10 protein-coding genes are annotated in these 12219 nt (G+C 46.9%); 3 read left to right on the forward strand and 7 right to left on the reverse strand.

Translation table 11 applies throughout. From position 1 onward, the window contains the following. Nucleotides 1-102: 102 nt before the first annotated feature. The 3 genes from U9J37_RS14605 to U9J37_RS14615 form a co-directional block, all read right to left on the reverse strand. Nucleotides 103-3144 carry an AAA family ATPase gene (locus U9J37_RS14605; protein ID WP_005471288.1) on the reverse strand — a complete coding sequence of 1014 codons (3042 nt, stop codon included), beginning with the start codon at nucleotides 3142-3144 and terminating at the stop codon, nucleotides 103-105. 7 nt (nucleotides 3145-3151) lie between these two features. Further along, on the reverse strand, nucleotides 3152-4282 hold the full coding sequence (locus U9J37_RS14610) for an exonuclease SbcCD subunit D (protein ID WP_005471359.1): 1131 nt from the start codon (nucleotides 4280-4282) through the stop codon (nucleotides 3152-3154). 133 nt (nucleotides 4283-4415) lie between these two features. Then, nucleotides 4416-5501 carry a ketoacyl-ACP synthase III gene (locus tag U9J37_RS14615; protein ID WP_005471361.1) on the reverse strand — a complete coding sequence of 362 codons (1086 nt, stop codon included), beginning with the start codon at nucleotides 5499-5501 and terminating at the stop codon, nucleotides 4416-4418. A 126-nt stretch (nucleotides 5502-5627) separates the two neighbouring features. On the opposite strand from U9J37_RS14615, the gene trxC reads away from it, so the two are divergent. Next, complete coding sequence (gene trxC, locus U9J37_RS14620) at nucleotides 5628-6062, forward strand: thioredoxin TrxC (protein WP_038187109.1); 435 nt, start codon at nucleotides 5628-5630, stop codon at nucleotides 6060-6062. Nucleotides 6063-6260: 198 nt separating this feature from the next. Beyond that, on the forward strand, nucleotides 6261-7421 hold the full coding sequence (locus U9J37_RS14625) for an MFS transporter (protein ID WP_005471206.1): 1161 nt from the start codon (nucleotides 6261-6263) through the stop codon (nucleotides 7419-7421). Nucleotides 7422-7475: 54 nt separating this feature from the next. Here the strand turns inward: U9J37_RS14625 and U9J37_RS14630 are convergent, their stop codons facing one another. From U9J37_RS14630 to U9J37_RS14640, 3 genes are all read right to left on the reverse strand, one after another. After that, nucleotides 7476-10109 (reverse strand): glycoside hydrolase family 31 protein, encoded by a 2634-nt coding sequence (locus U9J37_RS14630; protein ID WP_005471212.1) that lies wholly within the window; start codon nucleotides 10107-10109, stop codon nucleotides 7476-7478. A 254-nt stretch (nucleotides 10110-10363) separates the two neighbouring features. Further along, the gene (locus U9J37_RS14635) at nucleotides 10364-10750 is read right to left on the reverse strand and encodes a nitrous oxide-stimulated promoter family protein (protein WP_039480385.1); all 387 of its coding nucleotides are present in this window, start codon (nucleotides 10748-10750) and stop codon (nucleotides 10364-10366) included. Beyond that, nucleotides 10734-11264: a GNAT family N-acetyltransferase gene (locus U9J37_RS14640; protein ID WP_043886800.1), complete on the reverse strand. Its 531-nt coding sequence runs from the start codon at nucleotides 11262-11264 to the stop codon at nucleotides 10734-10736. Before U9J37_RS14640 ends, U9J37_RS14635 begins: the two co-directional genes overlap by 17 nt. 106 nt (nucleotides 11265-11370) lie before the next feature. Here U9J37_RS14640 and U9J37_RS14645 point away from each other — a divergent pair, with 106 nt between their 5' ends. Then, a complete protein-coding gene (locus U9J37_RS14645) occupies nucleotides 11371-11808 on the forward strand; it encodes a DUF4174 domain-containing protein (RefSeq protein WP_005471294.1) in 438 nt (145 codons plus the stop codon). Nucleotides 11809-11836: 28 nt separating this feature from the next. Here the strand turns inward: U9J37_RS14645 and U9J37_RS14650 are convergent, their stop codons facing one another. Next, nucleotides 11837-12082, reverse strand: a complete 246-nt coding sequence (locus tag U9J37_RS14650; protein WP_005471234.1) for a hypothetical protein — start codon at nucleotides 12080-12082, stop codon at nucleotides 11837-11839. Between the last annotated feature and the right edge of the window lie 137 nt (nucleotides 12083-12219).

Genomic DNA, 12219 nt, shown 5'->3' on the forward strand with positions numbered 1-12219 from the left:
GACTCGCTGACTATCTATATTGCTTTTATATTTATGGATTTATTCAATTAACAATTAGCACATATCTTGGGAGCCCTCCATATTTGAGCTCCCAATCTTCCGCTAAGATGACACGAGTTTGATGGAGCTACCAAGTTTGGTTGGTTCTACGTCAATACGCTGTGTCATTTGCTCCTTTAGTTCAGAGACGTGTGAGATAAGACCGATGGTTCTTCCCGATTGCTGAAGATCAACCAAGGTTTGAATGGCCAAATCAAGTGATTCTGGATCGAGACTGCCAAACCCTTCGTCAATGAACAAGGTATCAAGACGGATGCCGCCGCTGTAAGATTGAACCACATCCGAAAGGCCGAGTGCGAGAGAAAGCGCCGCCATGAATGACTCACCGCCAGAGAGCGTTGCCACATCTCGTGTTTTGCCTGTGTAGCCGTCTTCAACAATCAGATCCAAACCTCGTCCGGCTGCGCCTTTAAAACCTTCGGTCTTGCGTAATAGGATGTAGCGCCCTTTACTCATTAGACTCAAACGCTGAGAAGCCTGAATCAGAACATCATCAAGCAATACGCCAAGCACAAAGCGGTGTAAGCTAACGCGACTGCCTGTTTTGCCACTCGCCACATCGTAAAGGGTTCCGAATACCTTGTACTCGTTTTCCAACTCGGCATTCTTTTGATGCAGCATTGAAATGTCTTCGCATACCTTGTTGACGCGCTCATAAGCAGAGCGAGTAATATCTAACTCAGCACGAGCTGTTTGATAACGCGATTCGACCTCAGCATGTTGCACATTCAGCGCCTCCATATCTGGTTCGGTTTGCTCTTTTAAGCTCTCGGTCAAGTTTTGTACTGTCTGCTCGAGTTTGATTTGCGTCTGTTGGTAGCCTTGTAGCTCCTCTTGCCATTGCTTCAACTGCTCATCGTGCACTTTTGCAGCAAGAAATGCCGCTTCATCAGAAAACTGACTCTTCTCCAGCGCCTGCTGCCAAGATTGAGCGTTACTGGTTAATGCCAACGTCACTTGTTGGCAGTGTTCGCTGAGCGTTTTCACCTGCCCTTCAAGTTCATAGTGCTGGTTGGACACGGCTTGGAACTGTTTCTGCGCAAGGTCGTGCGCATAGTTGATGCTGTCAATACGCTGTTTTAATTGAGCTAAAGCGTGGTCGACTACACTTGCCTCTTGGTACATTTTACCGATCTCTTTAGCTAGCACTGTCGATTGCTCTCGTAATCCAGTTAATTGTGCTTGCGTCGCAGACATCGTCTCTTTGAGCTCTGCAATCTTACGCTCACCATTGTCACTGCGCTGGATAAGCTCTGTAACAGTTCGCTCCAAGTTTGCTAAATCAAGCGATTCGATCTCTTTGAGCTTGCTCTGGTTAGATTTCAGTTCCTCTTCAAGCGCTATGTGGTCGGCTTGCGCTAGTGCTCCAAGTTCTGCCGCCGTCTCAGCGACTCGCTTTTCACTCGCAGCGATTAACGATTGCTGCTGCTCAAGGGAACTCATTGCCTGCTGTTGGGTATTCAGCGCTTGTCGCTCTTTGGCACGGGCTTGTTCGACTTGCTCTTTTGTAATCTCTTCGCCATCAAAGCGCGCTGGATTGGGGTGCTCCTCGCTGCCACACACAGGGCATGGCACCTTATCTTGAAGCTTTTGTGCCAATACCGCTGCTTGAGCACTATGCCAAGCCCAATCGAGCCTATCAGCCTGTTGTGTGGCTTCCAATAAGGCTTGATTCGCGTTCGCCAACTGAATTTCGAGCGGCGTAAGCTGTTTCTGCTGGCTAGAAAGCTCATTTTTGAGTTGAGCAAACTTTTGCAGATCCGACATCGAACGCTGTAAACGAACAATTGATGCTTCAACGGCAGGTCTCTCATGATGCTGTTGCCTTGCGAGCTCATATTTCGCCTTGCCCTCTTCTGCTTGTTGTTCGAGGCTTTGTTTGTGCGCGATGTACTGCGTTAACGTCTGCTGTTGCTCGGCGGCTAACGTTTCCAGTGATGTGCACTGAGCATCAACCCGCTGTTTTTCAGACAATTTGGATTTAATGGTTTGTAAAGTATAAAGCTCATCGTTGAGCGCTGGTACTGTCGCGACTTGCTCTGCTGCCAGTTTTTGCTGGGCAGCAGAATTCTCAACCTCTTTCTTAATTGAGGTCAGTTTCTCTTCCGCATTGGTGAGTTGATTTTCTGCCTGCTCAGACTGCAAAGCACTCTGCTTCCACTGGCTATGGGTAAAAGTTAAACCATTAGCGGCTATCGCCATATCGACAAGATGCTGCTTTTCTGTAAAGCGGTCTGCCGCAGCAACATGTTCAGCCAATGATTTAGAGGCCGCGCTTAGTTCACTAAAGCGCTGTTGAATAGTTTGAGCTTGCTGAAGCGTTTGTTTTTGCGCTTGAAGCTGCGCAGCCGCATCGTGCTCTTGAGTTGTCGCTTGTTCTAGCGCGGCTTTTAAATGGGTCAGTTGTTCTTCAAGCTCAGCTTCAGACTCGGCTTCCGCGACCTTTAGCGCGCCACGGATTTGATGGTCAAAGTCGTTCTTCGCTTTGCTTATCGCACTGGCTTTATCTTTCAGCGAATACTCTATCCGCTTGTAAATATCGGTTTGGAATAGCTGGCCGAAGATCTCTTCGCGATCTTTCGAGCTTGCGAGCAGTAATTCTCGAAATTTACCTTGCGGCAGTACCATTACCTGACGGAACTGGGTTTCGTTCAACCCCAGTAGGTCTGTAACTTCTGTTTTTACTTGCGCCGTTTTACTGGTGATTAGAACTTCTGGCTCACCCAGTTGATACAAAGACGCCGTGTGCTTTCGTGTGGTTGTCCCTTCACCGCGAGCTTTGGGCGCTTCTTGCTCGGGAGAACGTGTTACTCGGTAAGTCTTTCCTTGCAACGCAAAGTCTAATGTCACTTCAGTTGGCACTGAGAGCGGAGCAAGATCACTGCGCATTTGAATGCCTTGACGCTCATTTCCCGTCGTTTCGCCATACAACGCGAAGCAGATTGCATCAAGAATCGACGTTTTCCCCGATCCGGTTGGTCCGTTGATGAGAAACAGTGGATTTGATCCCAATTGAGTGAAGTCAATCTCTTGCTTTTGGGCAAACGGACCAAAAGCTTGTAGTACGAGTTTAATTGGTTTCATAGTGATCTTACTGCTTTGTCAGTTGTTTGATGATGCCAGACAGTGCGCTTTCTTGTTCATCACTGAGCGCTGAATCTTGTGCTTCTAAATAGAAATCGCGAAACATATCCATTTCACTTCTTGCCAATTTAGCTTTGGCCATCTGCTGTTCAACGCCTACTAACATGCCGGGTTTCTCAAGGTGCAATACATTTGGATACACCGCGCGTAGTTTGTCCATTGGATTTAGGATCGCGTGTTTATCAAGCAAGCGGACCAGTAGATAGTCATCAAACTTAGGATCAGTTTGGCCAGCAGAGAGAAGTTCTTCCATTTCGCCTTCCAAGATACGCATCTCATGAGGCGCCGTTAGGTCAATGTGGGTCGACTGCTTGAAACCCGACTCATCCAACTCAACCAACGTCATGCCTTTTCGTTGGTGCTGCTCCGAGAAGCTATATTTCATCAAGGAACCGGAATAGCGAATATACTCTTCACCCTTTTTCTGTGGCTGATGAAGATGCCCTAGTGCGACGTAATCAAATGAAGTGAAGTGCTCGTGACTGACGCGATCTGAACCACCAATGGACAAAGGACGTTCTGAGTCTGATTCAATGGCACCGTCTACAAAGCAGTGACTGATTAATACATTCTTGTGTGAAGGTTGAAATTGCTGGCAGATTTGCTGAGTGAGCAGTTGATGAGCCTCATCGTGTGTCGACACCGACTGCTTAAAGTGGTGGCGAACTTGCTCTGGGTCGCTATATGGCATGCCGTAGAATGCAACGGGACCAATCTCTGACTCAATAACAACCGGAGTTAGCATCTGCTCAAAGTCAGACAGAATGTGAAGCCCTGCACTTTTCATTCGGCCAGAGCCAAAACCGAGTCGCTGAGCACCGTCGTGGTTGCCCGGAATTAAGATGATTGGCAGGTTTAACTCACCACACACTTGGTTGACGAAGCGGTTCATGACTTCTATCGCGGCGGTTGGTGGTACTGAGCGATCGTAAATATCGCCCGCGACGACTAACGCATCAACGGGATTTTGCTTGATGTAATCGACGATTTGGTTAAGAACAACCACTTGATCGTCAAGTAATGAAACGTTGTGGAATTGTCGACCTAAATGCCAATCTGAGGTGTGCAGAAACTTCATGAACGCCCTTTATCATTCTTATGATTTGCGCTCTATGATACTGTCTTCTTTACGGTTATGCCTCCGCTTTTTCTTTGCTAGTCGCGTAAAAAAGCCGCGAATGATACGCGGCTTTCCGTTTTGAGGCGTTGCTTTACTCTGCGCGGCTATGGCAAAACTCAATCGCCGTTTTAAGCAATTCAAGTGCGGTTTTATCGCAATCAGGCAATACCGCATCACTTTGTGCAATCGGCGTCACTCGGTCACCCCACTTAATGTGGCCTGCGCCCCAAGTGAGGCCCGCACCAAATGCGGCAAGTAGTAAATTGTCGCCCGGTTTAACAACGCCTTGCTCCAAAGATTCACACAGTGCAATCGGAACCGTAGCAGCAGAGGTGTTGCCATACTTCTGGATATTGACGAAGGCTTTATCTTGGCTGATTCCAGACATATCACACAGTGTTTGAATAATGCGAATATTCGCTTGGTGTGGAATGACCACGTCAATGTCATCGGTGGCTAGCTGACTTCTCGACAGAACACTGTGAGCCGCTGCGCCCATGCCTTTAACGGCGCGTTTAAAAATCTCTTTGCCAACAAAGTTGAAGTCCCAATGTCCATTGTCTGCGGCAAAACGGTCCATTGATGTGCCAAATTTTGGTACCGCAAGAATATCGCGTCCTGCCGAGTCACAACCGAGCTGTGCATGTTGCAAGCCGACTTGTTGCTCAGTGCGCGAAAGCACGACTGCACCAGCACCGTCACCAAACAATACAGCGGTGTCACGCTTCGTCCAGTCAATGTAGAAAGAAAGACGCTCTGCACCGATCACGATTGCATGTTTGTAGTTGCCTGCTTGAATCATACGCGTCGCCGTTTCCAAGCCGTACACGAAACCTGTACAAGCAGCGTTCAAATCAAACGCTGTGGTCGCTTTCATCCCAAGGTTTTGCGACACTTTCGAGGCAATGTTCGGAATCAGTGAATCAGGCGAGCAAGTCGCGACGATGAGCAAATCAACGTCATCGGCACTAATGCCAGCACAAGCCAGTGCATGTTTCGCGGCAACGGTCGCCATATCAGAGGTTTCGACGTGGCTAATACGGCGATTTTCGATCCCCGTTCTAGTTCGGATCCATTCATCTGAGGTATCGATAAATGTGCTTAGATCATCATTGGAGAGCGTAGCTGGAGGTAGGCACTTGCCCCAGCCAGTAATTTCTGCAAAAAAAGTTGTCATTCTGAGCCTTTTCGTTTTCTTATTTGAGTCACTCGACCTTTTCAGAGTATAACTAGCGTTGGTGGGTGGTGTCATCCTATTGAAACAACTAGTGTCACAGCAATTACAAATAGAAAGAGAAAAGTCATGTCTACATTTAATACACGATGCCCGTCATGTTCAGGCGTCAATCGCGTTCCTACAGAGCGAGTGTCAGAGAGCCCAAACTGCGGTAAATGCCAAACTTCATTGTTAGATGGCGCGCCAATTGAAGGGACCGAGCAAAATCTAGACGCGTTGCTTGAGTCAAAACAGCCAGTGGTGATCGATTTTTGGGCACCATGGTGTAACCCATGTGTTGGGTTTGCTCCTGTATTTTCTGATGTTGCCTCTGAACGAGCACAAAGTGTACGATTTGTAAAAGTCGATACCGAATCTCAGCAAAATATCGCCGCTAAATATCAAATTAGAAGCATTCCAACCATTATGGTGTTTAAAGATGGGAAAAGAGTCGATATGATTAACGGCGCTCTTCCTAAAGGTCAATTTGATCAATGGTTAAACCAAGCTCTACTGAAGTAGCATACAGATTAAATTAGCAACCTAGAAAGCCGAAATGAGCAAAAATTTCGGCTTTAATTATTCATTTTCTACACATAGATAACGATAAGCATCTTTTATCTTCTCGAACAATATTTATCGTTTTACCTCTCCCCCATTTAACCCCATAGTCGCGCCAAATTCTGATTATTTTCGCTCCATCAACCAGAGGTCACGACGTTGGAAAACACCCTTGCTCCTGCTCCAAAAGCACGCATTTCTGTACCTGTTATTGCGCTTGCTCTTTATGCGGTAGCGTCAGGCTATTTAATGAGCTTGATTCCTTTAATGCTGCCACATTATGGCTTGGAATCTTCCCTTGCCAGTTGGTTAGCCAGTGTGTTTTACGCGGGTCTACTAGTTGGTGCTGTGATTATCGAACCTGTAGTCACCAAGGTTGGGCATAAAAACGCTTTTGTTTATTGTTTGGGGGCTTTTCTGTTTACGATTGCGCTGTTGCCGGCATTCAATCAATCCATGGTTTGGCTTTGTGCACGTTTTGTCGCTGGTATTGCGGTAGCGGGCGTGTTTGTGATTGTTGAGTCATGGTTGCTGCACGGTGACGAATCTGCAAGAGCAAAACGCCTTGGGTTATACATGGGCTCGTTGTACGGGGGCACATCACTTGGCCAACTTGGTATTGGCGTACTTGGAGTGACTGGTGGCGTGCCATTCATTGCCATTGTTACCATGCTATTGTTGGCGATTGTTGTTCTACTATTTGGTGAAACTGACCAACCTGAAAGCCAACACAGCTCACCGCTCTCGTTGAAACAAATCGCGAAGCTCAACCATGCGGCAATCATTGGTTGCATTGTGTCTGGCTTAACGCTTGGCGCTGTTTACGGGTTGATGCCTTTAGAGCTCTCTCAGCGCGGTATCAGTAACGACAATTTGGGCAGCTTAATGGCACTAGTAGTACTTGGCGGTATGGCGGTTCAGCCAATCGTTCCTTGGATGTCTAAGTATTTTGGCCGCACGTTTTTAATGGCAATATTTTGCTCGCTTGGCGTTGCTGCGATTGCGCTAACCGCGGCGTATTCGGGTATTCATGCGTTGGGTGCGGGGCTGTTTATTCTGGGTATGGCGACATTCGCGCTTTATCCCGTTGCAATCAATCTCGGCTGCGACAAACTTGATGCAAGCTACATTGTGTCAGCGACACAAGTGATGCTGTTTAGCTACAGCGTGGGCTCCGTTGCTGGTCCAGTTCTCGCTGACTGGTTTATGTCTGGAGAACAAGGTTTGATGGGCTACCTGTTTGCAACGCTGCTGGCGACTTGCGTTTACATGCTCATTGCAAGCATCAAAACCAAACGTCAAGCGGTCGCTGGCGAGTAATAAATCAATAAGGAGAACGCTATGTTCTCCTTATTTTTTATGCCCGTTTCACTTTCAAAACTCGAGTGTGATGGTCGTTTCTCCCTGCTGAGGTAATTGAGCGAGCTTCACATAAAGTTGGTTGCCTGATTGTTTCCATGTGATTGCTTGCTCTGCGTTGCTAGAGATTCGAGAAACTTGTACTTCCGCACCTAGGCTCCAGTTAACTTCAAGTGCGCGTGACGATGGCATACCTTGGTACTTCCCTAACGATTCAATACTCAAAGTTGCACTCGAATCAAATACACGCGTCGTGATTTGTGTTTCCCGTTTCGCGCCATGCAAATAGTCAGTCGTCTTGCCATCGTCTTCAACAAGCGTGAAGGCATTATTGGCGAAGCCAAAGATTTTTAGTGTAATGTCTTGCGGCACTTCGCTGGTCCATTGCCCTGCACTACTCTTTGAAACAGGGATGATCGCGCCTTGTTTTGCAAACAGCGGCAGTTGGTATTGGTTATTTTCGTTGTATAAGTCAATGGTCTTGGATTGTGCTTTCAGCGCATCCATCTTGGTTCCGGTTCGGAAATCAAACCAATCTCCCTGTGGGAATGTCACAGTAACGTCTTTGGCATCAAGTTCGGCGACCACTGCACTCATCAACTGATTGCCGATCATCTTTTGGTGCTGGATGTCATACAAGATTGAATCCTCGCTGAACTCATAACTGACAGGCGCAAAGATCGCCTCGCCATCCTGATGGGCGTGATGAGCCAGAGAGTATAGGTATGGGATTATCTCGTAGCGCAGAGCAAGGTTGTTGCGGTTACTTTCTCTGTCTCCAATACGATCTGGCGCGGTTTCTTTGCAGTTGCACAAATTCTCGGTATGTGGGCGAACCGGCACATCAAACAAACTGCTGTAGGCAAACCACTGAGTGTACGTCTCATCTAGGGCTGCTTGCTTTTTCTCGCCAATTACCCCAAGCCCTTTACGATGAAATCCGCCAATATCTGACCCATAGTAGTCAATGCCTGACAACATCATATTGGTTTGTTGCCCAATGTGAGTGGCGAGGCTTGTCAGATTAGAGCCAATATCCGCAGACCACATCGACGCACCGAATTTTTGAATCCCCGTTGTTCCGGAGCGAGACATCATAAATGGCCTCTGGTGCACATTGTTATTTTGGTATCCCTGATAGATGCCTTCTAGCCAGTAGTAGTTAAACAGGTTGTGAATTTCATCATGCGCTTGATCGCCAAAGTAACGAGCTTGATGATTGTACATTTCTGGTTCACCAAGATCAGTCCAATGTCCCATGACTCCCATATCAATCAGTGGCTGACGCTTCCAATTGTGCCAATAGCCGTTTACCTCTGGGTTCGACCAATCAATCATGCCGCCTTTCCCCCACCAGGTGCCTCCCCCATTAGGGTTCACATTGGCACCTAACCCTGTCTCTGGGTCTTTGGCGAGATAGCCTTTTTCTTCGAGCGCTTTAAATTCATCAAGTCCCTGACTGACATAGCTCTCTTCAATCAGCACCATCCCGATTCCTTGCTGTTTGAGCTGCGCTATTTTTTGCTTGGGCTGTGGGAAGTTTTCTCTATCCCAGGTAAGAGAGCCCATCTGGCTATCTGGATCGTTGCCACTCACATTACCGAACCACTGAAGATCCATAACTACCCCATCAATAGGGAACTGATTGTCACGCAGTGTCGCGAGCTTGCTCTCCATTTCAGCCCAATTATCAAATCCGTACTCTGACAGCCACATACCAAACATCTTTCGTGGCGGCACGAGAGGTTTGCCAGACAACTGCATAAACTGCTTACGCAGCTCTTTTTGTTTAGGAGCGACCATCACAATGATTTCGCTGGCTCCTTTTGAGGCTTTTACATTTATCTCTTGGCCATCGAACTTCCATTCCGAACTGTAAAGGTTGTTGAGATAGAGTGCGAAATCACTCTGCGTTGGGCTCGCACCATAAAGAATAGGAATAATAGTGTTGCCAGTCGCACCACCATTGAATCCTTCCATTTTGTTGCCCGCGTGGCGTGTTCGTTGGTTCCATCGACCATCTAAGTCGCCCGCTTTTTGAAACTCTTGGCCTAGCCCGTGGTAGTGATAGTCATGATCAGTGTGGAGGGTGAAGCCTGTCGATTGTGCTGGGCAAACCTGATTAACTTCGCTGCCTTGCTTATCTTGAATCTTAACGCACAAGGTCGTCGGTTCAACGGCAACAACCAATGAATTGGTCGCCCACTGGTACTTGCCCAATTTATCTAAACTTAAGAGTGTTAAAGCACTTACGTCGAGTAGATTTTGCTGCAGAGGGACTTGCTCGTGACCAAAGCGCACCCGCAACGTATTGTCAGCGACAAACTCCAGCGATAGCACTTGCGGAGCAACCACCGCTTTTTGCTTTAACTCTTCGTAGAGTTCGTTACTAAGTTCGCGATTTAAGCGAGTAGAAATGGCCGATTTGAATGCCTCCTCCGAGTAGTAAGACTCGCCATAGAGTGGCTTAAGCGACTTTACGAGATCCCTCTGTTTCAACTGCTTACTGAGGCGAAATACATCGGCAGCATTAAGCTGATAGCTCGCTGTTCCCTCAAAATACTCTGTCGTAGAAACCTGCTCGGTATTCGTACATCCCGCTAATATAGCGCTCATCAAAGCGCCGTATAACACCGTTTTGCTTCGCATTGTAAACTCCAATAATTCAGTAATTTAGAACCAGTTTACTCAGTCGATATCGGTTGGAAAAATAGACTATTGCTAGTGTCATATAGGAAAAACATATATCACGCCCACTCTTTACCCTTTGCTTTGGTAATACCTATAGAGGGATGCATTCAACAAGGTGATGTTTTGTGAGCTAGCCAGCGATGTGCGTGAAGCGGCGCGGCGTATAACATTGCGACTTTGAAGGGAAGAGAGAGTAAACGTTGTTGAGCCGACTATTTTTGACGCCGCTTGGCTCGGTTTGACATCTTGTTTAGCGGCCTTTCCGGAGCTGCCCGACGCTCCAACAAAAGATGACGAATTGAGAGAATTGGATGAGGTAGAAGCATTCTAGGCCCCGAGTATCGCATAACGGCTTTCATTGCCGCTTTGGGCTGTGGTTTATAACAGTGGATCGGGCACTTGTTGCACGTCGGTTTTTCTTGACCATAAGGGCAGCGGTCTAACTTTACCTCAGCGTAAGCCAAAAGTTCAGCGCATTCACTGCAAAGCTCTCCTTTTGAATGGTGCTTATCACGGCAGTAAATCGCCATCATCGCCGCCACGGTTTTGTGTTCCGTGAGTAAAGCACCTTGCAAGATATCACTATGGATGTGTTTCATGGTTGATCAGAGGTAATCGATACAAAAGTAGATCAATCGTATCACTCACTTTGCTTTCGACTTTGACATAGGTAAAGCCAAGTCGAGATAGTAGCTTTTGGCTGGCTATGTTGTCTGACGTTGTGATCGCAATCAGCTCATCGATTTGTGGGTTTTGCTTTGCGTATTCAATGATCGCAAGCGATGACTCCAGACCAAAGCCACATCCATAGCAGGTCGGTAAAAAACCATAGCCAATATCGTATGCATCAAATTGGTCGCGCTTTATTAGTCCGCAAACCCCAATGGGCGTAGAGTCACTATGGCGCTCGACCACCAACAGACATACGCCATGGTTGCGATACATGGTTAAAATGTTCTCTTCAATATAGCGTTCGGCGTCTTGTTTGGTGTGAAGCTGTTTGTCGCCGACATACCTTTTAAAGTCTTCACTTGAATAGAGGTCTTGGATGAATAGCGCATCTTCTTTTGTCGCCATTCTAAGTCTCAATCTTGAGGTGTGAATCACTTCCATGTTGCGATGTCCTCTTACGATCAGAAATGACTGAGCTTAACACCTACAATTAACGTATAGGAAATGAAAGCAACAAAGCTCGGATAGTGCGACTAGGAGGCTCACAATGCGCGTTCTACTGCTGACAATGCTGATGTTTGGTTTTGTGCAAACGACCCTAGCATACCCAGCTCATTCGGAAAAATGGGCTCATAGAAGTGTCATTTACTTTGCCCCGACTAATGACGAACACGTCAAACAGTTCCTGCTCGAAACTCTGATGATAGAGTGCGAACTGGCAGAGCGTGACGTTGTCACCCTGGTTATTACGGAAGATGGATTTACAGTACCTAGTTGGGTCAGAGAGGAATTCAACCTTAGTGGTATGTTCCACATCTATGATGTCGTTCCGGGTGAACATACCGCGGTATTAGTTGGTAAGGATGGCATGGAAAAGCTGCGCTGGGGTAAAAAAACCAATTGGGACTCTATTAAATCGACAATCGATAAAATGCCACTTCGACAATATGAAATGGCACAAAATGCGAGCCCCTGTTCCGCATAGTCGTGGGCATTGTTGCGCTTGCGATGAGTTAGAGCGACGCGATCTCTTTCTCTAACTGATACTTTTGATCGGTAACGATCTTTTCGAGCACTTCGACACGATCGGTCAGCTGCTCAACTTGCTGCTGAAGTTTGACATTTTGGGCACGATCTACGCCACTCTGTTGCTCTAGTTCTAGTTGTTTGATTTCTTTGCGGTGAGATAGAAACAACTTCACAAACCGAGTTCCAAACACAGCGCCAAATATAATGGCAAAGATCATAACCAATTCCATAGAACGTTTCCTTATTTGGGGATTTTTGTACCTTAATCACTAACTTCAATTGCGCTTTACGCTGTGTATAACATAGAGCTAATACATTGAGCAATAATATGAAATCAACTATGCTGTCTCGTTCCAAGAGATTGCAG

Source organism: Vibrio sp. 16, from assembly GCF_963681195.1.
GTDB lineage: Bacteria > Pseudomonadota > Gammaproteobacteria > Enterobacterales > Vibrionaceae > Vibrio > Vibrio sinaloensis_D.

Excerpts from the sequence above, each read along its gene's own strand:
- U9J37_RS14605 (WP_005471288.1), bottom strand. The coding sequence starts at position 3,144 with ATGAAACCAATTAAACTCGTACTACAAGCTTTTGGTCCGTTTGCCCAA.
- U9J37_RS14610 (WP_005471359.1), bottom strand. The coding sequence starts at position 4,282 with ATGAAGTTTCTGCACACCTCAGATTGGCATTTAGGTCGACAATTCCAC.
- U9J37_RS14615 (WP_005471361.1), bottom strand. The coding sequence starts at position 5,501 with ATGACAACTTTTTTTGCAGAAATTACTGGCTGGGGCAAGTGCCTACCT.
- trxC (WP_038187109.1), top strand. The coding sequence starts at position 5,628 with ATGTCTACATTTAATACACGATGCCCGTCATGTTCAGGCGTCAATCGC.
- U9J37_RS14630 (WP_005471212.1), bottom strand. The coding sequence starts at position 10,109 with ATGCGAAGCAAAACGGTGTTATACGGCGCTTTGATGAGCGCTATATTA.
- U9J37_RS14635 (WP_039480385.1), bottom strand. The coding sequence starts at position 10,750 with ATGAAACACATCCATAGTGATATCTTGCAAGGTGCTTTACTCACGGAA.
- U9J37_RS14640 (WP_043886800.1), bottom strand. The coding sequence starts at position 11,264 with ATGGAAGTGATTCACACCTCAAGATTGAGACTTAGAATGGCGACAAAA.
- U9J37_RS14645 (WP_005471294.1), top strand. The coding sequence starts at position 11,371 with ATGCGCGTTCTACTGCTGACAATGCTGATGTTTGGTTTTGTGCAAACG.
- U9J37_RS14650 (WP_005471234.1), bottom strand. The coding sequence starts at position 12,082 with ATGGAATTGGTTATGATCTTTGCCATTATATTTGGCGCTGTGTTTGGA.